Genomic DNA, 22,394 nt, shown 5'->3' on the forward strand with positions numbered 1-22,394 from the left:
AGGACGCCCGGGAGCTCGGCGGTGAGTCCGAGGCGACGGGTTCCGCTTCGGCCACGGCGAACTCGAGCGTCTCGAAGCCGCGTTATGCGGAGCCCCGCCGAGAAGGGGCGCCGACATGCGCGTCCGGGGTCTGGTCGGCCGGTTTCCAGTCGAGCACCGAGCGGTCGTGCAGTCGGAGCTTCTCCTCGGGGGTGTGCTCGATGTGGCGCATACTCCAGCGCAGGATGGGCGGGGCCATCAACGAGGTGATGACGGCGACGAGGACGATGAGCGTGTAGGACGTGGCGTTCAGCACGCCGATGCGCAGTCCCGCCGCCGCGACGACGAGCTGGATGACGCCGCGGGCGTTGAGCGCGCCGCCCAGGGCGACGGATTCCCAGGTCTCGACGCCGACCGCCTTGGCGCCGACGAAGACGCCGACCACCTTGCCGATGACGGCGACCAGCAGCAGGGCGGCGCCGGCCGCGAGGGTCGCGGGAGAGGTGAGCGCGCTCAGATCCAGGCGCAGGCCGGCGGTGGCGAAGAAGAGCGGCGCGAACACCGCGAGGACGACCGTGCGCAGGGGTGCGAGCCGCGCGCGCAGGCTCCGGGGGCCCGAGCTGATGAGCATCCCCGCCAGGAAGGCGCCGAACATGGCTTCCAGGCCCAGTGCGTGCGTGGCGGCGGCGCACAGGAGGACGAAGGCGGTCGCGGTGCCCACCACGACCGCCGTGTCGGAGGTGTGCTCGGCCGCCTTCATGACCCGGTCGGCCAGGGGCCTCAGTACGCAGAAGGCGACGGTCAGCACCAGGGCCGTGGCCAACAGCGGCACGACGAGATGGTGGCCCTGCGTTCCGCCGACGGCCATGGCCGACACCACGGACAGCAGGATCCATCCGACGACGTCGTCCACCATGCCCGCCGCCAGGGTGAGTTGGCCGACGTCGCGGTGGATGAGACGCATGTCGGTGAGGATCTTGGCGATGACCGGCAGTGCGCTGACGGACAGTGCGACGGCGATGAAGAGTGCGAAGACGGGGCGGTCGGAGCCGTCGGGCAGCAGGCTCGCGGGAGCCGCCCAGCCCGCGGCGTAGCCGAGACCGAAGGGCAGCAGCAGGCCCCCCGCGCCGACACCGAGAGCGGTGACGCCGCGGCGTCGTACCAAGGCGACGTCCATCTCGACGCCCGTGATGCCGACCAGCAGCAGGACTCCGGTCTGGCCGACCGCGTCGAGGAGGTGGAACTGCCCGGCGTCCCGGGGCAGCAGCCAGTTCGCGGCGGCGGGGGAGACGTTGCCCAGGACGGTGGGCCCGAGGAGGATGCCGACGCACAGTTCGCCGGCGACGGCCGGCATCCCGAGCCGGGTGGCGAGGCGCCCGCACAGCACGGCGAGGAGGACGAGGAGTCCGGCTTGCAGCAGGAACACCAGCAGTTGGTGGGACGGCAGCGGCGGGATCGGCGAGACGGCGAGGCGCACGGGTGCGATCTCCTGACGGAATGCCCTGGGCGCGGTGGGCGGTGCCGCACACGGAGCCGTGGACGAGAGCGAGGGCGTGCGGTCCGGCGGGGGTGGGTCAGTCCGCCGGAGTGGTGCCGGTTCCGGGGAGCTGTGCGCCGGGCGGGCGGTGCTGAGGTGCCCCGGCGGTCTCGGGCTTCCCCGGGTGTGCGTCGGCTTCGGGCTTCCCCGGGCGTTCTTGGACGAGGAGCCCGGCGCAGGCCGCCACGGCGAGGACCATGACGGCGATGCTGTACACGGTGGTCGTGGTGTCGAGCCCGAACTTCTGGACGGCGAGGCCCGCGACGACCGCGGGCACGCTGAAGCCGAGATAGCCCACGACGTAGATGCTGGCCACGACCCCGGCCCGCTCGTCGGGAGCGGCCAGCGGCGCGATGGTCTGGAAGGCACCGAGGAAGCCGGTGCCGAAGCCGTAACCGGCGATGACGATGCCGACGAAGAAGAGCGCGGGGGAGGGGACGGCGAGGGCGCCGAGGGTGGTGCCGATGCCGACGAGGAAGGCCACGAAGCCAAGGGTCATGGTGCGGCGCGGCGGCCGGTCGCGGCGCAGCAGCGAACCGACGGCTCCGGCCCCGGTCAGGGCGAAGATGACCAGGCCGCCGATGAGATGGCCGCTCATGTGCAGCGTGCGGACCGCGATGGACGGGCCGAGCGACATGTACAGGCCGCCGACCGCCCACACGGCGAACAGGCACGGCGCCACGGTCAGGAACAGGGGCCGCACCTGGCGTGGCACCCCCAGGCGCGGCACCAGCGAGGCGGCCGCGCCCGGCCTGCGCGGCGAGGTCTCCGGCAGCAGCGGGACGACGAGCGCCGCCGGCACGAACACGATCAGGAGCAGCGCGTAGACGAGGGTCTTCGGCGCGGGCGCGTACTCGACGAGGAACCCCGAGCCGAGCGCGCCGAGGGCCAGGCCGACCAGCGGTACGAGACTGTTGACCAGCGCGCCGAGGCGGGGCCGGGGCTGCAGATCGAGCAGGGCGGAGCTGGCCGCCCCGGTCGCGGCGCCGGTGGCCAGTCCCTGGACGACGCGGGCGGCGAGGAGCTGCCCGACGCCGTCGGCGGTGATGAACAGCACCATGCTCACCACTTCGACGGCCAGGGACGCGCCGAGGACGGTGCGGCGGCCGACGTGGTCGGAGACGCCGCCCACCACGAGCAGCGCCGCGAGGAGCGCGAGCGCGTACACCGCGAAGACCGCGGTCAGCATGGTGGCGGAGAAGCCCCAGTCGGCCTGGTACACCGGATACAGCGGAGAGGGCGCGCTTGAGGCGAAGAGCAGCAGCATCTGCACCGTGGCGATCAGCCAGAAGGCGAACGTCCGGGTGAGGAACGGACGTTGGCGTGCGGGACTCATGCGGACCCCCGTCGGCGATCGGCCCGCCCGCGGGGGCGGTCGGGCACGGCACCGACGGGTCCGTCGAGTGCCGGGGAGCCAGCGGGCATGTGGTGCCCCTTCCGTGCGTACCGCGAGTTCCGTGTGTGCCGCGAGGCACCCGAGAGCCTCGCCGTCGCCGTGGTCACTCCGTCGCCCCTCGCGCGACGCGTGCTCCGTCCGGCGTGCCGGGGTCGGCCGTTGCCGTGGCCGAGTGTGACAGGCGGGCCCGGACGAGGAAGTAGATTCCGGCCACGATGCCGACCCCGGCCACGCCGGCGAACCACCAGGGCAGGTCGGCGTGGACGCCGTAGAGGAAGACGCCCAGCGCCGGTCCCACCGACATGCCCGTCGTCTGGCAGAAGCCGAGGAAGGACTGGTATCTCCCGACAGCCCCCGGGGGAGCCGCCTTCGCCGAGATGTCGGAGGCGGTGGGCGCCACCAGCATCTCGCCGGTCGTCCAGAGGACGACGGAGACGATGACGACCGTCCAGTCCGGGCCGAGGGCCAGGACCGCCATGCCGCTGACCACGCAGGCCGCCCCCAGCGCCGCCACGACATGGGAGGGAATCCGCCTCATCACCAGTGACACCGGGACTTCGCAGCACATCACGATGACGGCGTTGGCGGTGAGCATGACGCCGTACGTGCGCGCGCCGTAACCGGCGTCGGTGATCGCCAGCGGCAGCGGGCCCAGGTGCATGGAGTAGACGACCGCCGTGATTCCGGACAGGACACAGAACGCCATGAAGAGCGGATCGCCGGACAGGACCCTCTTCTCCCGGTGCCCGGCCGCCCCGCTCCCCGATCCCGCCGCCCGCTCCTGGAGCGTCGAGGGGAGCGCCAGCAGCATCAGCGTGGAGGCGAACGCCGCGATCGCGTTGCCGAGCAGCAACGTGTCCATGTGGGAGTCGGCCCAGAACCCTCCGAGCAGTCCGCCGAGGGCCGCTCCCACATTGAAGGTCGTCCGGAACCCGGCGAACATGGTGAGCCGCCGGTCCGCGGGGGCCGTGACGCTGATGACCGCCTGCGCGACCGGGGTGAAGCCCTGGACCGCCATGGACAGCAGCGCGGCGAGGATCACCGAGGCGGTGAACCCCGTCAATGCCGTGAGCGCCAGGGACAGCACCGCCGTCGACAGGGTGCAGAGCGCCAGGGTGCGGCGCGGGCCCAGGCGATCGGCGGTCCAGCCCGACAGGCCCGCGCCCGCCATGCCGGTCCCGGCGACCACGGCCAGGGCCGTCGTGATCTGGCCGGGGCCGAAGCCCCGGGACGCGAGGATCAGCGCCAGGAAGATGGTGAAGAAGCCGCCGACCCGGTTGAGGAAGGCGCTGGCCGCGACGATCAGGATCGGGGTGGGCACCCCCTTGACGGTGCGGTACGACGTCTCGCCGGTCGCCGGTGTTCCAGTCATTCGCTTTCCAGTGGATCGAAATCGAGCCGTACCGTGCGTTCTGCCCTGTCCAGCAGTTCCGCGCACTCCTCCTCGGTCTCGCCCTCGACGATGATGTAGGCGTAGCGCGCCACATAGTCGTGCGGAGGGCGGCGCAGGACGGATCCCGGAGCAGCCGCGGTCCCTGCCTCCACGACGCCGGGCAGGGCGACGGTGTCGGAGAGATCCACCGACCGGAGCACGAGATCCCTCTCCGGCCGCAGGAACCGGATGCTCACCGTCCTGGACCGGGTACGGGAGATCAGCGGTTCGCGGCCCGTGACGGCGTCGACGCAGACCGCTCCCACGTCGATGCCGGTGGCCATCTCGCCGAGGCGCGGTACGAGGTCACCGCCCGGACGTCCGTTGATCTCCACGATCACCGGCCCCCGCGGGGTGAGTTTGACCTCGGTGTGGGTCGCCCCGTGGGTGATGCCGAGCGCCCGGTGCGCCTCCTGCAGCATCTCGACGAGAGCGCCGTCCTCCATGAGCGGGTCGTCGCCGAAGACCGTGTGCCCGACCTCGACGAAGTACGGCGCGTCCGCCACCTTCTTGTGCGCCACGAACATCGCCCGGTACCGGCCGTCGTAGACGACGCCGTCGATACTGATCTCCTCACCGGTGAGGAACTCCTCGACGAGGTAGTCGTCCGGCACCTCGACGCCCGGGTAGCCGGCCCGGGTGGACACGGAGAACGCCTCGGCCATCTCCTCGGGGCGGTGGACCCCGACGACACCATAACTCGCCCCCAGCGTCCGCGGTTTGACGACGACCGGGAACCCCAGCCGCTCCGCCGCCGCACGCGCTTCCCCGGCGGAGCGGACCGTGGTGAACCCCGGCTGGGCCACCCCCGCCTCCGTCAGGAGCCGACGCGAGGTCTTCTTGTCACGGCAGTTGGCGGCCGTGGCGGCCGAGAGTCCCGGAAGGCCGAGGAAGTCCACGATCGCCGCGTAGTGCCGCAGCACCGCTTCGTCGGGGCAGAGCACTCCGACGACGTCGTACCGCGCGGCCAGGCTCTTCGCCGCCTGGACCATCTCGTCGGTGTCGAAGAGGTTCAGCACGGTGGATCCGGTGGCGTAGTCGCTCTGCCAGGTGGGCTCTTCGTTCTCGAACAGCCAGACCGCATGACGGTCTGCCGCCGCCCGGAGCAGATACTCCCGGTACGGCCTGTCGTCGCGGCCCTTGTGGCTTCCGATCCCCACGACGAGGAAGACTTGGTCGCGCGTGTGCCGACTGGTCAACTGCTGTGTCCTCTCGGGGAATGGTCAGGCGAAGTCGTTCTGGACGGTCGCGTACCGGCCGGTGAGGGCGGCGACCTCCTTGCCTATGACCTCCGGATCGCCTCCGCCCAGCGCTCGGGCGGTCAGGTCGGCCACCTCGGTCATCGCGGCCTGGTCCATTCCCATACGGGTGATCTCCTGGGTCCCCAGGCGCAACCCGGACGTTCCCTGCGCGGGCAGATGGACGACGGAGGCGCGGATACCGCAACTCTGCAGCTGGGCGCCCCAGTCGACGGGGTCCTGGGTGTCGTCGGGCGGGAGGACCCAGATCTGGTGGGTCTCGGTGAATCCGAAGTGCTCACCCACCACGCGCAAGCCGCGTTCGCTCAGCAGCTCCGCCAGCCTCCGCGCATTGCCGATCACGGCGCGGGCGTAGGCCTGACGACTGTCCATCAGCTCGCTGAAGGTGACCGCGAGCGCCCCGACACTGTTGGTGTGCGCGCTCGACACCCGGAACTTGAGGTGCTCGGACATGTCCGCGACGACCTTTTCGTCGTTCGACAGCATGACCGCCTTCTGCGGACCGGGGAAGGTCTTGTGCGTGCTGGCCGTGCACAGGCTGATGTGGCGCCACAGCGCGGGCAGGTCGTAGAGCACGGGCAGCAGGCCCAGGATGTGTGAGGCGTCGAAAGCGATGAGCGCGTCGCTTCCCACCGCGTTCCTCATCTGCTCCATGTCCGGGACCCGGAGCGCCGTGGAGAGGTCCACGTAGTAGAAGCGGGACGGGGAGGCGCGGTGCAGCTCCGCCAGCCGGTCCATGTCCAGTCGCAGGTCCACGCCGTCGAACGGCAGCAGACCGGTGTCGTGCCCGAAGTCCCGGCAGATCTGCTCGGTGGCGTAGTGACCGCCGGCGTCCGGGCCCAGGGACACGATGCGCTCGCCCGGCTCGCTCAGCGTGGAGATCATGCTCTGCATCGCGTGCAGACCGGAGAGGAAGTGCACCAGGGCGTGGTCGACCTGGAAGTACTCACAGGCCAGGGTGGCGCACTCCTCGTACAGGTCGGCCACGTTCGAGGGATCCCCGTACAGGTAGCCGGGACCGCTCATCCTCGGGTAGCGCGACACCAGGTCCGAACCCAGCAGTGAGCGCGCCCCGTCGCTCAGGCGATTCTCGATCGGATAGAGATTGAGGGTGGGACTCACGTGGCCGAATCGGTGAATGATCTCTTCAGGGGTCACAGCAGACCTCTCGCTGATCGTGGAATCCGGGGGGGCGTCCGGGAAGGGCGACAACCCTTCCCGGACGGCTGGGACACGCTTGTGTGGCCGGGCTCGTCCCGGACCTTCCGGCTGCCGGGCTACTCGCTCAGTGCCGTGAGACACTGCCTGGCCCGTTCCGGCAGGACGTACTCCCCCTCCTTCTCGATGCGCTCGTACAGGGCCTCGACCCGCTCGTAGTGGTCGTCCAGGTTCTGGTCCAGGAGGTGGTACTCGGACTTGTTGTAGATGCCGAACTGGAGGTCGGTCATCAGGCCGAACGGATCGATGTCCGCCGCGCGCCGGGCGCCGCCGAACACCAGGCGCAGGAACTCGTCGACGCTCTCGTAGCCGAGCGTGGCGAGGAGGAACTCGATCGACGCCCACTTGCGCCTGACCTGGTAGGCGCGCTCGTCGGGATCGACGATGAAGTCCAGACCGCTGGTCATGCCCTTCGGGTAGAGCACCTTGTTGAAGCAGCGCAGGTCGATGGTGAGCCGGTCCTTGGTGGTGCGGGGCAGCGTGCTGTCGGCGTGGGCCCGGTAGTTGTCGAAGACCAGCGCGTCCCCCACCCGGCTGTCGCAGTAGTAGCCGGGGGACGGCGTGTCGGCGTACGTCTTCGCCCAGTACATGGCCATCAGGTAGTCCCGCACCGAAGGCAGGTCGATCTCCGACAACCGCCCTTCCTGGAACAGGAACAGCGCCTTGTCGACGGCCGCCTTCTCCTCGCCCGCCAGACCGTGCTCCAGCATCTTCTCGTAGACGTAGGGGAGGTTCGGGGCCTCCAGCTCGGCCTCCTCGAAGATCACGAAGGGCTGCCGGCTCAGCGGGGTCGGGGTCAGCGCGGTGTGGAAGCTGCGGTACTCGGTGGGGAAACCGAGCTGCTTCCTCACCAGCGACGGGATCTGCAGGGCGATCGAGCTGGCCGCGTGGGTGCCGTACGGGCGCTTCTCGGCCGGCACGATGAAGGCGTTGACCACGGCGGTCTCGACCTCGGGGAAGTGCTCCTGGACGATGTCCTGGTTCAGGTCGTAGAACCGCTTCGCGGACGGCACGAACAGGACGCAGTTCTCGAACATGGTGGAGACCGGGAAGTAGCTGCCGATCGAGGCGGCGGCGAAACTCTCCTGGATCACCGCCTGGCAGCGCAGCTGACGCGCCAGGTTGTCCGCCAGGTCGTCGTCCAGGTTCATGCGGACGACATGGGTGGGGTGCGACTCGGGGAGGAAGCGGCTCGTGTTCAGCTTCCGCCGGGGCGGCAGCGTCGACTCCACCTCCGCCGTGTCCACCTGGTACTTGTCCAGCACCGGGGACAGCTGCTCGGCGTGTGCCGCCGCCGAGGAGTGCAGGAAGGTGCCGGTCTTCTGGTAGGTGCCGGTGACAGTGGCGTCGTCGTCCACCGCCGCGGCCGGTGCCTGGTTCGCCTCGCTCATGACGTGGTGTCCTCCGCTCGGTCCGAAGTGTTGATGCGCTGCACATAGGTGCGGACGAATGTCTCGTCGAGGGGCGGGGACGGGTAGTCCTCCGCGCCGAAGACGTCGCCCCCCACGGGGAGCGCGGCGAACATGTCCACCATGCCCTGCGCCGTCAGGCCGTCCAGCAGGGCGGCGATCCGGGCCAGGGGGCTCGCCCGGTGCGCCGCGGCGAACTCCAGGGCCCGCTCCCGCCATGCGTCGAAGGGCAGGATCTCCGCTCCGCCGCCGGCCGCGCCGACCATCTCGAAGAAGCTGTCGAAGTCCGGGGCGCCGGAGTTGACGAAGTCGTAGTCCCTCCCGATGCGCGCCAGGTCGCTGGTGACCGCGGCGGCGACCGTCCGGCACAGGTAGTCCACCGGCAGTACCGCCGTGAGATCGGCGGCCAGCGACGGGAAGCTCCCCATCGCGAGGCACCCGGAGACCAGGTTGTGCAGGAAGTCCCCGCGGTCGAGCCGGAACCGCCCGGTGCTGGTCGAGGCACCCACGTACGGCAGCCGATACGTCGACGCCTTCGCACCGCGCCGACGGGCGGCGGACACCATCAGCTCCGCCTGCCACTTGGAGGTCTGGTAGCCGTACTCCGGAGCCTCCTCGGCGACGTGGTAACCCAGATGCCTGGGCAGCGTCGCGAACGTGGAGATGAAGTGGAACGCCTTGCCGCGCCCGCGCGAGGCCAGCCGCAGCGCCTCGTGCGTCCCGACCATGTTGGGGCCGACGTACTCCGACATCGGCCGCATCCAGTCCAGCAGGGCGGCGGAGTGGCAGATGGCGTCGACCTGGTCGGCCAGTTCGTCGAAGCGCCTCTCGTCCAGGCCGAACAGCGGTCGGCTGACGTCGCCCACCACCGGCTTCAGGAGCGGCGCGAACTCCTCCCTCCACAGGCCGTAGGCGTCGAGCGCGCCGATCAGGCGCCGGGTCGCCCGGTCGTCGTCGTCCGCCCGCACCAGGCAGTGGGCGACCACGTCGGAGGCGAGCAGCTCGTGCAGCAGGTGGGCGCCGACGAACCCGGTGGCGCCGGTGACGAAGACCGCCTCCGGGCGTACGGGCGACGCGACGGCGTTGTCGAAGCGGAGATCGGGGTGCAGGCAGCCCTGCCGGGCCGCGGTCAGGTCGGGACCCGCGGCGTCGGCCGCCTCGGTGGCCACCACGCGGGTACGGGCGCCGGTGCTGGTGGGGACGGCGGGCCCGGACGCCGCGTCGAGGCCCGATTCGAGGAGCTTCTCCAGGAGGAACTCGCTCAGCGCGACGAGGTTGGGATGGTCGAAGGCGATCCTCGCGGGCAGGGTGAGCCCGGTGATGTTCGTCAGCTGGTTGCGCATCAGGACCGCGCTCAGCGAGTCGAAGCCGATGTCCCGCAGCGGCAGATCGACCCCCACCGCCTCCGGCGAGGCGAAGCCCAGGGTCTTGGCCACCTCCGCGCGGACCGTGCGCAGCACGACGTCCGCGTACTCCTCCGGCGATGCCTCGCCCAGCAGCTTGCGCAGATCCGCTCCGCCGGCCGCCGGGGAACGTCCGCCGGCGTCGCCGTCGAGCAGTGCGCGGAACAGGGCCGGTACGCCGCCGCGGTCCTCGAAGTAGTGCCGGACGCGGTCCAGGTCCAGCGCCGCCGCCACCGTCAGCGGGAGGCCGCTCCCGGAGGCGAGTTCGAGCAGCTCCAGGCCCTCGTCCGGTGCCAGCCGGTCGAGGCCGAGCTGGGCGAAGCGGGCCCGGTCGGACGCGCCGAGCCCCGCGGCCATGCCCTCGCCCTCCCAGGGGCCGAAGGCCACCGAGGCGGCCGGCAGACCTTCGGCACGCCGCAGCTGGGCGAGGACGTCCATGAAGGCGTTGGCCGCGGCGTAGTTGCCCTGACCCGGTGTCCCCATGACGCCGGAGATGGAGGAGAACATCACGAAGCAGTCCAGCTCCATGCCCCCGGTCAGCTCGTGGAGGTGCCACAGGCCGTCCACCTTGGGCCGGAAGACCGAGTCGAGCCGCTCCGGCGTCAGATCGGTCAGGAGACCATCGTCCAGCACACCTGCCGCGTGGACCACGCCGCGCAGCGGGCGCTTCTCGTCGAACAGCGCCAGTACCGCGGCGACGTCGTCCCGGTCCGCCACGTCACAGGCCACCACGGTGGCCGTGGCGCCCAGCTCGGACAACTCGTCCACCAGCTCCTGCGCACCGGGCGCCGCCGGGCCGCGGCGGGAGGTCAGCACCAGGTCGCGCACGCCGTGGGTGCCGGCCAGCCTGCGGGCCACGCGCCGGCCGAGGTCGCCGGCGCCGCCCGTGACGAGCACCGCGCCGTCCGGCCGCACGAACCCCTCCTGGGAGTCCGACGCCCCCTCGCCCGCCCGCACCAGCCGCGGCACCAGCACCTCGCCGTCGCGGACGGCGCACTCCGGTTCGGCCTCCAGCATCAACGCGGCGGCGAGCGCCGTGCGGTCCGCCTCCTGGCCGCCGAGGTCGATCAGGCGCAGGTTCAGTTCGGGGTGCTCGTTGAGGGCGGTCCGCATCAGGCCCCACAGCGGGCCGGCGCCCGGCCCGGAGACGTGGTCGTCGGTGCCGGTGCCGACCGCGCCGCGTGTGACCCAGACCAGCGGGGCGCGGAAGTCCGAGTCGACCGCCTCCCGCAGCTGTTCCAGCGCCCTGGCGGCGAACGCGCGGGCCTGGTCCGGCACGGGCGCATCGGAGTCCCACAGGCACACCAGACCGTCCAGGTCCTCGGCGTCCTCCAGGTCCCCCACCTTGATCAGCTGGATTCCGGCCCGGGCCATGGCGGTCTTCGCCTCCCGCGCCCACGGCACGTCCCCGGCGGGGGTCATCATGCCCCAGGCGCCGCCCAGCTCGACGTCCCCGGTGTCGACGTGGCGCCAGTCGACGTCGAACCGGAAGCGGTCCACTCCCGCCGCGGACAGGCGGCGCAGCACCGCCCTGTCGATCCGCCGTGCGTGGAGGCGGTGCAGGTGGCCCACGGGGGCGCCCTCGCCGTCGAAGAGGTCGAGCGAGCCCCAGAACTCGCCGTCGCCCAGCTCGAACTCGGCGACCCGGACCCAGACCTCCGCCAGGCCCTTGACCCGCACCGAAAGGCGTGCGGCCTCGTAGGGCACGAAGGCGTCCTCGCTGCCCGGGTTCCGCAGTCGCTGGGTCATCAGGAACGACTGCATGGCGGAGTCCAGCAGCGCCGGATGCAAGGTGTAGCCGGCGGCGGACCGCCGCTCGTCGTCCGACAGCGCGACCCTGGCCCACACCGTGCCGTCCGTCTGCCAGGCCTCCTTGACGCCCTGGAAGTTCGGCCCGAAGCCGTATCCGGCGGATGCCAGCTCCCGGTACAGGCCCGCGACGTCGAGGGGTTCGGCGTCCTGTGGCGGCAGCGCCCCGGCGGTGACGGCCGTGGCACCGGCCACCGAAGCGGGCGTGAGAGAGCCCTCGACGTGCAGCTGCCATGCGCCGTCCCCGCCGTCGGGCGAGCTGTGGATCCTGACGGGACGGGAGTCGCCGTCCGCGGCGCCCACGGTGACCTGAAGGCGCACGGGCTCGCCGGGGGTGATGGCGAGGGGCCAGGCGAACACCACGTCCGACACGTCCCAGTCGCCGTCGAGGGCCGCTTCCCCGGCCGCGCGCATCACCTCGAAGAACGCCGTCCCCGGGAAGAGGACGGTGTCCATCACCTGGTGCTCCCGCACCCATGCGGGCCGGTCCGTCGCCACCACGTGGGTGAACAGGGACAGCTCGGTCCCGGCGATCTCCACACCGCCGCCCAGGAGCGGGTGCCCGGTGGGATTCAGCCCGGCGCCCACCTCGCGGTCGAGCGGCGGCTCGAACCAGAACCGCTCCCGCTGGAAGGCGTACGTGGGCAGTGCCACCCGGCCGCCGCCGAAGGGCGCGAAGTAGCCGTCCCAGTCGACCGGGACACCCCGCACGTGCAGTTCGGCCAGGCTTCGCCGGACGACCGAGGCGCCGTCTCCGGCCGCGGTGCAGGACGGCACCCAGAGCAGCGGGCCCTCGTCGGCCAGGCAGAACGCGCCCAGCCCCGACAGGACGGGCTGCGGGCCGAGCTCCAGGAAGGTGTTCACACCCTCGCGGCGCAGGGCGGACATGCCGTCGGCGCAGCGGACCGTGTGGCGCACCTGGCGGACCCAGTAGTCGGCGTGCTCCAGTTCGCCCGGCGCGGCCGGCTCGCCGGTGAGGCTGCTGACGAGGGCGATCCTGGCGGGGTGGAAGCGGACGGATCGCGCCACGGCCCGGAACTCGGCGAGCATCCCGTCCATGTGATGCGAGTGGAAGGCGTGGGACACCGTCAGCCGCGTGGCCCTGCGGCCCCGCTCGGTGAAGTGCGCGGCGATCGCCTCGACGGCGTCGGTGTCACCGGACACCACCGTCTGCGTGGGGGTGTTGAGCCCGGCGATGTCCAGCGTGCCGCGCAGCCCGAGGGTGTCGATGGCGGTCTCCACCTCCTCGCCGCCGGCTTCCAGCGAGGTCATGGCGCCGCGGACGGGCAGGGCCTGCATCAGACGGCCACGGGCCGCGACCAGCCGGCAGGCGTCGTCCAGGTCGAGGATCCCGGCGACGTGTGCGGCGGCGAGTTCGCCGATGCTGTGACCGAGGAGCACGTCCGGGCGCACCCCCCAGCTCTCCCACAGCCGCCACAGGGCGACCTCCAGGGCGAACAGGGCGGGCTGGGTGAAGTCGGTGCGGTGCAGCAGAGCCGCGTCGGCGCTGTCCGGCTCGGCCCACATCACCCGCAGCAGCGGCTTGTCGAGTCCGGTGAAGCGGGCGGCGACCTCGTCGAGCGCCTCACGGAAGACCGGAAAGGTGTCGTAGACGTCCTTGCCCATGCCGGGAAGCTGGCTGCCCTGGCCCGTGAACAGCAGGGCGAGCCGGGGTTCCTCGGCGTGGGCGACGGTGCGCACCGCCTCGGCGGGCAGTTCGCCGGTGCGTGCGAAGGCGGCCAGCCCGTCGAGGAGTTCGGCCTTCTCGCCGACCTGGAGCACCAGCCGGCGTCGGTGGTGGCTGCGGGTGGTCGCCAGGGACCGGGCCACGTCGGCGAGGTCGTCCTCCGGGTGCCTGCTCAGGTGCAGGTGCAGGTTCTCCACCTGCCGCCGCAGGGCGTCATCGGTGTGGCCGGACACCAGGACCGGCACCGTGGACGGCAGCGGAGCGGACGCGCGCGCCTGCACGGGTTCCGCGGCCGGCCGCGGCGGCTCCTCCACGACGACGTGGGCGTTGGTGCCGCCGATCCCGAACGAGCTGACACCGGCGCGCCGCGGCACATCCCCGGCGGGCCACGGCCGCTGCTCCTGGACCAGCGCCATACCGGCGCCCTTCCAGTCCACGGCAGGGGTGGGTTCGGCGACGTGCAGGGTGCGGGGAAGGGTGTCGTGACCCATGGCCAGGACGACCTTCATCATGCCGGCCAGACCGGCTGCCGCCTGGGTGTGACCGAGGTTGGACTTGGCCGAACCGACCCACAGCGGGGCGTCGGCGGAGTGGCTGCCGCCGAAGACCTCCGCGAGGGCGGTGCCCTCGATCGGGTCGCCCAGCCTGGTGCCGGTGCCGTGCGCCTCCACGTAGTCGATGTCGTCCGGGCGGAGGCCGGAGGCGGCCAGCGCGGCGCGGATGACCCGCTGCTGGGCGGGGCCGCTCGGCGTGGTCAGGCTGGCGCTCTGGCCGTCGTGGTTGACGGCGGTGCCGCGCAGCACGGCAAGGACCTGGTCACCGTCGCGCCGGGCGTCGGACAGCCGCTTGAGGACGACCGTGGCAGCCCCCTCGCTCCAGCCCGTCCCGTCGGTGTCGGAGGAGAACGACCGGCAGCGGCCGTCCCTGGACATGCCGCGCAGGCGGCTGAACTCGACGTGGAGCTCGGGGGTGAGCATCAGGCTCACCCCGGAGGACACCGCGAGGTCGCACTCGCCGTTGCGCAGCGCGTTGCAGGCCAGATGGGTGGTGACCAGGGAGGAGGAGCACGCCGTGTCCACGGTGAGGGCGGGGCCCTGGAGACCGAAGACGTACGACACCCGGCCGGACATGGTGCCGCCCATGGAACCCGAGCCCACGTAGCCGTCGAGGTCGCTCAGTCCGCCGGCCGTCGTGAGTCCGTACTCGCGCCAGGCCGAGCTCTTGCCGATGCCGACGAACGTGCCGGTCTGACTGCCGCGCAGCCGGTCCAGGGTGTACCCGGCGCGTTCGAACGCCTCCCAGGCGGTCTCCAGGACCAGTCGCTGCATGGGGTCGAGCGCGCGGGCCTCGCGCGGCGCCATGCCGAAGAACGAGGCGTCGAAGAGGTCGATGTCACGGACGAACCCGCCCTGGGAGCAGTACGAGGTGCCCGCCGTCTCCGGGTCAGGGTCGTACAGCGCCTCGGCGTCCCAGCGGTCCTTCGGGACGTCGACGATCCCGTCTCCGCCGCGCTCCAGCAACTCCCAGTACTGCTCGGGGGTGTTGACTCCGCCGGGGAGGCGGCAGGCCATGCCGATGACGGCGATGGGCTCGTCGTCGCCGGCGCGGCTGCGGGCGGGCACGCTCTCCTGCCGTGGCCGCGTGCCGTCGGCCAGGTAGGCGGCCAGACTCCTGACGGTGAAGTGCTCGAAGAGCTTGGCCCCGAGGACGGGCCGGCCGAGGAGTTCCTCCAGCCGTGTCTGGACCCGGACGACCCGCAGCGAATTGCCGCCGATCTCGAAGAAGTTCTGGTCGACGCCGATCCGGTCGTGACCGAGCACGTCCGACCAGATGGAGATGATGTCCCGCTCCAGTTCGGTGGCGGGCTTGGCGGTGGCGTCGGCCTGAGGCACGGGGTCCGGCAGGGCGTTCTCGTCGATCTTGCCGTTCGGGGTCAGCGGAAGCTCGTCCAGCTCGACGAAGAAGGCCGGGACCATGTACGCCGGCAGCCGCTCCGTCAGCCAGGGACGCAGCACGCGGTGCAGCGGGGGAGCGGACGGCGTGCCGGCCGCGGGCGTGTTGGCGTACTGGCGGAGATCCTCGCGGGTCACCGCCGCGACGGGCCGGGGGCCGAGATCGGGGGTCAGGCCCGGTCGCCAGAACACCGCGTCGCACCGCCAGGCGTCCCCGGACCGGCTGGGCAGCAGGGCGAGTTCGAGACCCGCCTCGGCGGCGGCGCCGTAGAGGTCGACCGGGTCGGTCCAGGAGGCGGGCGCCGCCGGGACGCTCGTGCCCCGGGCGGCCAGGACCGCGGCGACCCGGCCGCACACCTCGGCCATACGGCCGTTGGGGATGCCGTTCAGGCGGAGCGGGTGCTCGGCGACCGAGGCCAGCTCGGCGCGGAGCGCGGTCAGATCGAGACCCTCGGCCTGCCAGTCCTTCTCCACCGCCGGGGAGACGGGCGGGGCGTCCTCGCCGATGTGCAGGGTGACGTCGTAGCGGTAGCGCGTCATCTCGTTGACGTGGCGGCCGTCGCGCAAGGTGACGTCGACACGGCCGATCTGCGGGAACAGCTGCCGCAGACCGGCGAAGTAGGACTGGTCGAGAACCAGTTCGCGCTCTGTGCGCACGCCCACCTCGGTGCGGCGCGCCAGCTCCTCGGCGGAGGTCCCGCCCGCCTCGCCCTCCGCGCGGAAGTGCGCCACGTCGGCGTGGAAGACGTCGAGGAGCGACAGGTCGCGTACGTCGCCGAGGAACACCCGTCCCTGGGTGACCGCCTTCGTCGCCCATTCCAGGACGGAGGTCAGATAGTCCACGCCGGGGAAGTACTGGGCGACCGAGTTGACGACCACGGTGTCGAAGGCACCCTCGGCCACCTCGGGAAGGTCGTGGGCGGCGCGTTGCTCACACGTCACGTGCGGCAGGGAGGCCAGGTGCCGCCGGGTCGTCTCGACGGCCGCGGCGGAGGCGTCGACGGCGTGGTAGCTGCGGCAGTGCGGCGCCAGGCCGAACAGCATGAGGCCGCTGCCGGAACCGATCTCGAAGACGTCCTGCGGCGCGTGGGAGAGGATGCGCTGGACGGAGCTTCGCTGCCAGTCGCGCATCTCCTCGTCCGTGAAGGGGAGACCGTCGTAGCTGTTGCGCCAGCCCGCCAGGTTGAACGAGGCGTCGGCCGGCCCCGAAGAGCCGTCGGCGGTGTCCGGACCGGCTTCGTAGGCGCGGTCCCAGGCCGCGGCCCACTCCGCCAGTGCGGTGCTCTGGTCCGCCGCGGCGGCGGCCTCGCCGGCCTGCGCCACGTCGCGGACGACGTAGGCGGCCAGCTGGTCGCCGCGGCCGACCACCACGGCGCGGCGCACCGCCTCGTGACGGACGAGGGCCGCCTCGACGTCGCCCAGCTCGATGCGGTGCCCGCGCAGCTTGATCTGGCGGTCGTTGCGGCCGAGGAGCGTCAGCCTGCCGGGTCCGGCGAAGCGCGCCAGGTCGCCGGTGCGGTAGAGGGTGCCCGGCTGGAAGGGGTTGTCCGGGAAGCGGAGCCGCGTCTGCCCGGGGTCGCCGCGGTAGCCGCGCGCCACCCCGGCGCCGCCGACGCACAGTTCTCCGGGGAAGCCGAGCGGTACCGGCGCGAGGTTCTCGTCGAGGACGTAGACCTGGGTGCGGTCGATGGGCTCTCCGATGAGGACCCCGGCCTCCTCGTCCCGGGCCGTCACCTCCCACGCCGTCGACCACACGGTGGTCTCGGTGGGGCCGTACATGTTCCACACCGAGCCACCGGCCGCGGCCGCGAGGAGTCGGTCGGCCAGGTCCCGGGACAGCGCCTCACCGCCGCAGAGGATCCTCTTCAGCGTGGGCGCGCCCCGCCAGCCCGCGTCCAGCAACAACTGCCAGGTGGAGGGGGTGCCCTGCATCATGGTGATCGCGTGCCGCTCCATCAGCCCGGAGAGGGCCTCGGCGTCCGCGGTCTCCTCGGCCCGGGCGACGACCGTGGTCGCGCCGCACAGCAGCGGCAGGAACAGCTCCAGCACGGAGATGTCGAACGACACGGTGGTGATCGCCAGCAGCCGGTCCCCCGGGGTGCACCCCGGGCGCCGGCGCATGGCGGTCAGGAAGTTGCCCACCGCCCCATGGGTGATCTCGACCCCCTTGGGGCGGCCGGTCGAGCCCGACGTGTACAGGACGTAGGCCAGGTCCCCGGCACCCACCTCGACCGCGAGGTCGTCGTCGGCGCTCAGACCGGCGCCCAGGTGAACGCTCACGCAACGGGTGCCCCGGGCGGCGAGGACGGCGGGCACGTCGTCGGGCGTGACGACGAGGACGGGGTCGGCGTCCTCCAGCATCTGGTGGACGCGTTCCGCCGGGAACCTGGGGTCGACGGGCACGTAGGCCGCGCCCGTCTTCAGCACGGCCAGCAGGGCCACGACGAGGTCGGCCGAGCGGTTCAGGGCCACGCCGACCAGGTCGCCACGGCCGACGCCCCGGTCGGTCAGCGCGTGGGCGAGCCGGTTGGCGCGGACGTTGAGCTCGGTGTAGGTCAGGCTGGTGTCGGCGCAGACCAGCGCGGTGTCCTCCGCGTGGTCGCGCGCCGCCTCTTCGAAGAGCCGGTGCAGTCCCCGCTCGGGGAGGTCCGCGGTGCCCCCCGCCGTGTCGTTGAACTCCTCGACGAGGCAGGCGCGTTCGTCCGCGGTGAGAAGGTCGGCGTCGGCCGCGGGCCGCTCCAGGGCGGCGGGGAGCCGGCCGCACCACGCGCCGAACTGGCCGGCCAGCCGGGCGACGTCCTCACCGGGCAGCCGCGCGGGGTCGTGGTGGAAGGTGACGAGCGCGCCCTCCTCGGCGCCGTCCACCTGGACATGGAGTTCCAGCGCGGGACGGTCGCCGTCGTGCCGTGGGGTGTCGCGGGCGCCCCAGGAGATCAGTACGTCCGGTGTCGACGCGCCGCCGGCCCAGTGTTCCCGGAGCTCCTCGTCACGGCCGATGAAGTCGCGACGTATCCACCCCCGTTCCTGGCCGCGGGCGAACTCCTCCCGCACCGACCGCAGGTTGCCGGCGACCGTCGCGTCGGCGTCGATGCGACACGGCAGGGGCAGCCAGGCGGTGAACAGGTCCCGGTGCGCGGCGTCGACGCCCTCGCGGGGGGCCGCCATGGCGAGGCCGACCTCCCGCAGGCCGCTTGCCCGTCCCAGGAAGAGACCCAGGGCACCGGCCACATGCGCGGCGGCCGCGGCAGGCGCGTCCAGGTCGGGGCCGCCCTCCGGAAGCGGGACGCGGCAGTGCACCGGGACGGGGTCCGCCTCGGCGCCCGCCAGGGTGTCCGTATACGGCTGCGGATACGGGAGGCGGTAGGGGTTCTCGCCGCCTTGGATCAGGCGCTCGCGCCAGTGGCGGGCGGCCTTGGAGGCCCGCGTGCCCGCCTCCGTCAGGCGTGCGCTCGCGTCCTCTCCGGGGCTGGTCAGGACCGTGCCGGGCCGGACCCCGTGGGCCGCCGCGACGGCGCCGGCGGGCCGTTCCTCGCCCTCCAGGGTGCACAGTCGCGCCAGGGTGACGGTTCCGGCGCCGGTGGCCACCCGCAGGCCCGACGCGTCGCAGCCGAGGACGGTACCGGGCGCGACGGCGTCGTCCGCGGCGCCCGGCTCCCAGTGGGCTGTCCGTACGGCGTAGAAGTGCCCGTCGACCTCGATCTTGGGCCACACCAGGGGGCTCGCGAACGGGCCGTGGTCGGTGGCCCGGACCATGGCGGCGATGCGCTCGGCGGAACGGTTCCAGTCGATCAGCCCCTCGCCGGGGAACTGGGTGTGGCGCGAGAAGTAGCGGCGCGTCGAGGTGTCCTGGGGCGTCGGCGTCTCGCGGCCCGCCGCGATGTCGTCGACCAGGTCGGCCACGCCGGCGACGGCCGCTTCGTCGCACTTCAGACCCAGCGAGAGCGCGGTGTCCTCGGGCCCGATCGCCACCGGTTGGCGCTTGAGCACCGCGCCGCCGTCGACCACCTGGTCCATGCGGTGCCAGGTGATGCCGTACTCCGTCGCCCCTTCCGCGACGGCCCAGGACGGGGTGTGCAGACCCGAGTACGCGGGGAGCGGCCCGTAGTGGTAGTTCACCGCGGCCCGCCTCGCACAGGCCAGCAGCGCGTCGGGCACCACCGCGTAGTTGCCGACGCTCAGCAGGAGGTCGCAGGACAGGTCCGGCGCGAGGGCCACGGCTTCGGCGAGTTCGTGATGGGGGATGCCCGCCTTCACCGCCCAGGACCGGGCGGTGGCGTCGTCGGTCACCACGGCCGTGACGCGGTGACCCTTCGCCACGAGCGCGGCGCCGCAGCGAACGAGTACGCTCCCGCCACCGATCAGGACAGAACTCAAAAAGGTCATTCCCGTGCCTCCCCCTGACGAACCATGCGGTCGTTGCGGTGAATGTGCGGCTGAATCCAGGTGTGGCGAGAACCGCCCAGCGGCTGACGTCCTGCTTTCCTGCTGCCTCGGAGACGGAACAGTCCTGTTGTGTGGACCCGAAAATACCGGCGGCAGGTCGAGGTGGCGCTGTCACATGAATCGACGACATGCGGGCGGGGAGCCCGTGAAGGAGGGTGGCGGAGGATCGGCTTCGGAGTGTTCGCCGAAAGAGCCGCGGGCGAAGTGGAATTGCCCGGAGGCATTACCGCCTCCGAGTCGGAGGCACCTCACGGGCACGCCCTCACCGACCGGCGCCGCTTGGGTGCGGACGCTCGGCCGGGAGGGCGCCGACGGAGAACTAACCGACGCGGTCGAGGAAGTCGAGCACCCGCTTCGTGACCTGAGCCGCGGCGTGCTCGTCGTGCGTGGGCAGGCTGCTGTCGGTGAACAGATGCCGGTCACCGGGGTAGGTGAACAGCTCGGCGTCCGCAGCCGATTCGACGAGTTCGCGGGCCGCGTCCACGTCGCCTTCCTCCGCGAAGAAGGGATCCGCGTCCATGCCGTGGATCTGGACGGGGAGGCTCTCGGGCCACGTGTCGCCGTACTCCGACACCGGGAGACATGCCTCGAGCAACACCACGCCCCTCGCGCCGGGACGGGTCTGGGCCAGCTTCTGCGCCGGCAGGACGCCGAGGGAGAACCCGACGTAGACGAGGTCGGCCGGCAACTCCCGGGCGGCGGCGGTACCGCGCTCGGTCACGGTGTCGATGCCCACGTCCTCGGCGTACTCCATGCCCTCTTCCAGAGTGGCGAACTCCCTCCCCTCGAACAGGTCCGGGACGTGGACCGTGTGTCCGGCCTTCCGCAGCGTCTCGGTGAAGTCGCGGACGCCGGCGGTCAGTCCGTGTCCGTGGTGGAAAACCAGTATCTCGGCCATGTCACTCTCTCCTCCGTGCTCCGGCGCCCGGGTTGCGGCGAAGCACAAGTATGAGCCCAACTGCTGGGACACCAGGGGCTCGACGGGACACGTCCACCCGGTGTGCACGGACGTTCTATACGTCGATCCGGGGCGCGGCCGGGGAGAGGTGGTGCACGGCGGTGTGATCCGCGTGCGGGGCGAGGAGATCCCGCAGTTCCTCTGCCGCCGTCCGGAGAATGTGCCCGTGTACGGGCTCCTGGACGGTTTCGAGGATGAAGACGACGTTGGCGGAGTCCTCGGTGACGCGGGTGCGGTGGGCGTCGCGGTGGTTCCAGCAGCGGGTCAGGACACCGGCGTTGTCGGCGTAGACGACCTCGCCGGGCTTGGGGTTCTCCACGGTGTCCGGCTCGCCGAGCGGGGTGAACTCCTCGTCGCTGTCGGCGTACCGGATGTCGACGTCGCCCTTGACCTGCTCCAGGTCGAAGGCGCCCGCGGGCAGCCCGTGACGGACGGAGACGCTGTTGTAGGTGTCCACGGCCGGGTTGATCCGCGGCAGGGTGCCCTTCTTCGCCATGCGGCGGCCGAGCGCGTCGACGCTCGGGCGGAGGCGACGGGGGTTGGTGCCGAAGGAACGGTACGCGGTGTGCCATGCCTCGATACGCGGATCGCTCTCGTCGGCCGGACTCCAGGTGCCGTCGGCGAGCCGGCGTTCCAGGTCTTCCAGCGCGTCGGCCGTGCCGGGCCAGGGCTCGCGGCCGCGCAGGCCCGTGGCGGTGATCAGAGCGATGAGGGTGCCGGGGAAGGCGTCGGCGACGGCGGGGGCGATACGGAAGACGGTCATGAAAGTGCGTTCCTCGTGCTGGTTTGCGGAGCGGTTGCGTCGGTTGCCCTGCTGACGTGCGGCCGGCTCGGTGCGGGCCCGGCCACGCGCGGTGGGAGGGATCGTAGTGCGGTACGCGACCGGCATGGGGCGCGGACGGCGATTCCCGGCCGGTCCCGCTCCACAATGGGCTGGCATCATGACAGGCGTGACTGCACTGGGAGTTCAGGACGTCCTCACGGCCATCGACACCGGGCTGCCCGACTGGCGGAAACTCGCCCAGCCGCTCGCGGCGCGCTTCGCCGGCGCCGACGCCGTGCGCGGCGCGGAGTTCGTGGCAGCCGTGATCCGCGATGCGGCCGCAGCCGGTTACCCCATCCCCGACGTCCGGCTGGAGCCCGGGTACGTGAACGTGACGCTCTACACCGTGCACCCCGACAGCGGGCGGCGGCAGGTGACGGACCGGGAGCTGGAGCGGGCGCGTGCCATCAGCGCGCTCGCGGTGGAGCACGGTCTGCGGGCGGTTCCCGACGAGGTCACCCAGATCGAGTTGGTCCTCGACGCGCCCTCGGTGGCGGTGTCGGGGCCGTTCTGGGCCGCGCTGCTCACCGGGGACCCCGACAACACGCCCGTGCACGACACGGTCTTCGACCCGACGAACCGGGTCCCCAGCACCTGGTTCCAGCACACCGAGGCGCATCCGGCGCCCCGTCAGCGCTGGCACATCGACCTCTGGCTGGCGCCGGAAGCGGCGCAGGGCCGCATCTCCGCCGCACTCGCCCACGGGGGCACGGTCTTCGACGACAGTCACGCCCCGTCGTACACGGTCCTGGCCGACCCCGACGGCAACCGGGTCTGTGTCTGCACGGCCCTCGGCCGCGTCTGAAAACCGTTTCCCCTTCACCCTTGTCCGACGGACTCCCTCTTGTCTCCGACGGACCCGAACCAGGTGACGGCAGAGGGGTCCCCGGTAAAGGGGACAGGAAGTGGATGGCCCGAGTCAATAGCATCGCTTGCGATAAGGAAGCGCTGCGGGGTATTCGTGGCCATTGTCGTCGCGACTGCGCAAGGGACCGGCTGAGTCGATAAGTTGGCTGCTCCGCATTCACGGCAGGTATACCGAGGACATTGCGACGCACCCGTGCGCTCCCCCAGCAATAGACGGACTTT

At 71.9% G+C, this 22,394-nt stretch carries 10 protein-coding genes; 1 reads left to right on the top strand and 9 read right to left on the bottom strand.

All coding sequences use genetic code 11. The features are described from left to right. Positions 1–82: 82 nt before the first annotated feature. The 9 genes from ACWEEU_RS20925 to ACWEEU_RS20965 all read right to left on the bottom strand — a co-directional run bounded on the left by ACWEEU_RS20925 (position 83) and on the right by ACWEEU_RS20965 (position 21,245). Positions 83–1,456 carry a cation:proton antiporter gene (locus ACWEEU_RS20925; protein WP_451734148.1) on the bottom strand — a complete coding sequence of 458 codons (1,374 nt, stop codon included), beginning with the start codon at positions 1,454–1,456 and terminating at the stop codon, positions 83–85. A gap of 97 nt (positions 1,457–1,553) precedes the next feature. Then, complete coding sequence (locus tag ACWEEU_RS20930) at positions 1,554–2,852, bottom strand: MFS transporter (RefSeq protein ID WP_451734150.1); 1,299 nt, start codon at positions 2,850–2,852, stop codon at positions 1,554–1,556. A gap of 163 nt (positions 2,853–3,015) precedes the next feature. Beyond that, complete coding sequence (locus tag ACWEEU_RS20935; RefSeq protein ID WP_385743915.1) at positions 3,016–4,284, bottom strand: MFS transporter; 1,269 nt, start codon at positions 4,282–4,284, stop codon at positions 3,016–3,018. Next, the gene (locus ACWEEU_RS20940) at positions 4,281–5,543 is read right to left on the bottom strand and encodes an ATP-grasp domain-containing protein (protein ID WP_451734153.1); all 1,263 of its coding nucleotides are present in this window, start codon (positions 5,541–5,543) and stop codon (positions 4,281–4,283) included. Before ACWEEU_RS20940 ends, ACWEEU_RS20935 begins: the two co-directional genes overlap by 4 nt. Positions 5,544–5,567: 24 nt before the next feature. Further along, positions 5,568–6,725 (bottom strand): serine hydroxymethyltransferase, encoded by a 1,158-nt coding sequence (locus ACWEEU_RS20945; protein WP_451734155.1) that lies wholly within the window; start codon positions 6,723–6,725, stop codon positions 5,568–5,570. A 155-nt stretch (positions 6,726–6,880) separates the two neighbouring features. Then, positions 6,881–8,212, bottom strand: coding sequence for a hypothetical protein (locus tag ACWEEU_RS20950; RefSeq protein WP_451734157.1), 1,332 nt, complete (start codon positions 8,210–8,212; stop codon positions 6,881–6,883). Further along, positions 8,209–19,464, bottom strand: coding sequence for an amino acid adenylation domain-containing protein (locus ACWEEU_RS20955; protein ID WP_451734159.1), 11,256 nt, complete (start codon positions 19,462–19,464; stop codon positions 8,209–8,211). The genes ACWEEU_RS20950 and ACWEEU_RS20955 overlap by 4 nt, the downstream gene beginning before the upstream one ends. Positions 19,465–19,843: 379 nt before the next feature. Then, positions 19,844–20,422, bottom strand: coding sequence for a dienelactone hydrolase family protein (locus ACWEEU_RS20960; RefSeq protein ID WP_385743905.1), 579 nt, complete (start codon positions 20,420–20,422; stop codon positions 19,844–19,846). A gap of 115 nt (positions 20,423–20,537) precedes the next feature. Then, a complete protein-coding gene (locus ACWEEU_RS20965; RefSeq protein WP_451734161.1) occupies positions 20,538–21,245 on the bottom strand; it encodes a B3/B4 domain-containing protein in 708 nt (235 codons plus the stop codon). 187 nt (positions 21,246–21,432) lie between these two features. On the opposite strand from ACWEEU_RS20965, the gene ACWEEU_RS20970 reads away from it, so the two are divergent. Further along, positions 21,433–22,110, top strand: a complete 678-nt coding sequence (locus ACWEEU_RS20970; RefSeq protein ID WP_451734163.1) for a VOC family protein — start codon at positions 21,433–21,435, stop codon at positions 22,108–22,110. Positions 22,111–22,394: the final 284 nt, after the last annotated feature.

The sequence above is a fragment of the Streptomyces sp. NPDC005004 genome, assembly GCF_053600675.1.

Coding starts and splice junctions, on each gene's coding strand:
- ACWEEU_RS20930 (WP_451734150.1), bottom strand. CDS start 2,852: ATGAGTCCCGCACGCCAACGTCCGTTCCTCACCCGGACGTTCGCCTTC.
- ACWEEU_RS20935 (WP_385743915.1), bottom strand. CDS start 4,284: ATGACTGGAACACCGGCGACCGGCGAGACGTCGTACCGCACCGTCAAG.
- ACWEEU_RS20950 (WP_451734157.1), bottom strand. CDS start 8,212: ATGAGCGAGGCGAACCAGGCACCGGCCGCGGCGGTGGACGACGACGCC.
- ACWEEU_RS20955 (WP_451734159.1), bottom strand. CDS start 19,464: ATGACCTTTTTGAGTTCTGTCCTGATCGGTGGCGGGAGCGTACTCGTT.
- ACWEEU_RS20960 (WP_385743905.1), bottom strand. CDS start 20,422: ATGGCCGAGATACTGGTTTTCCACCACGGACACGGACTGACCGCCGGC.
- ACWEEU_RS20965 (WP_451734161.1), bottom strand. CDS start 21,245: ATGACCGTCTTCCGTATCGCCCCCGCCGTCGCCGACGCCTTCCCCGGC.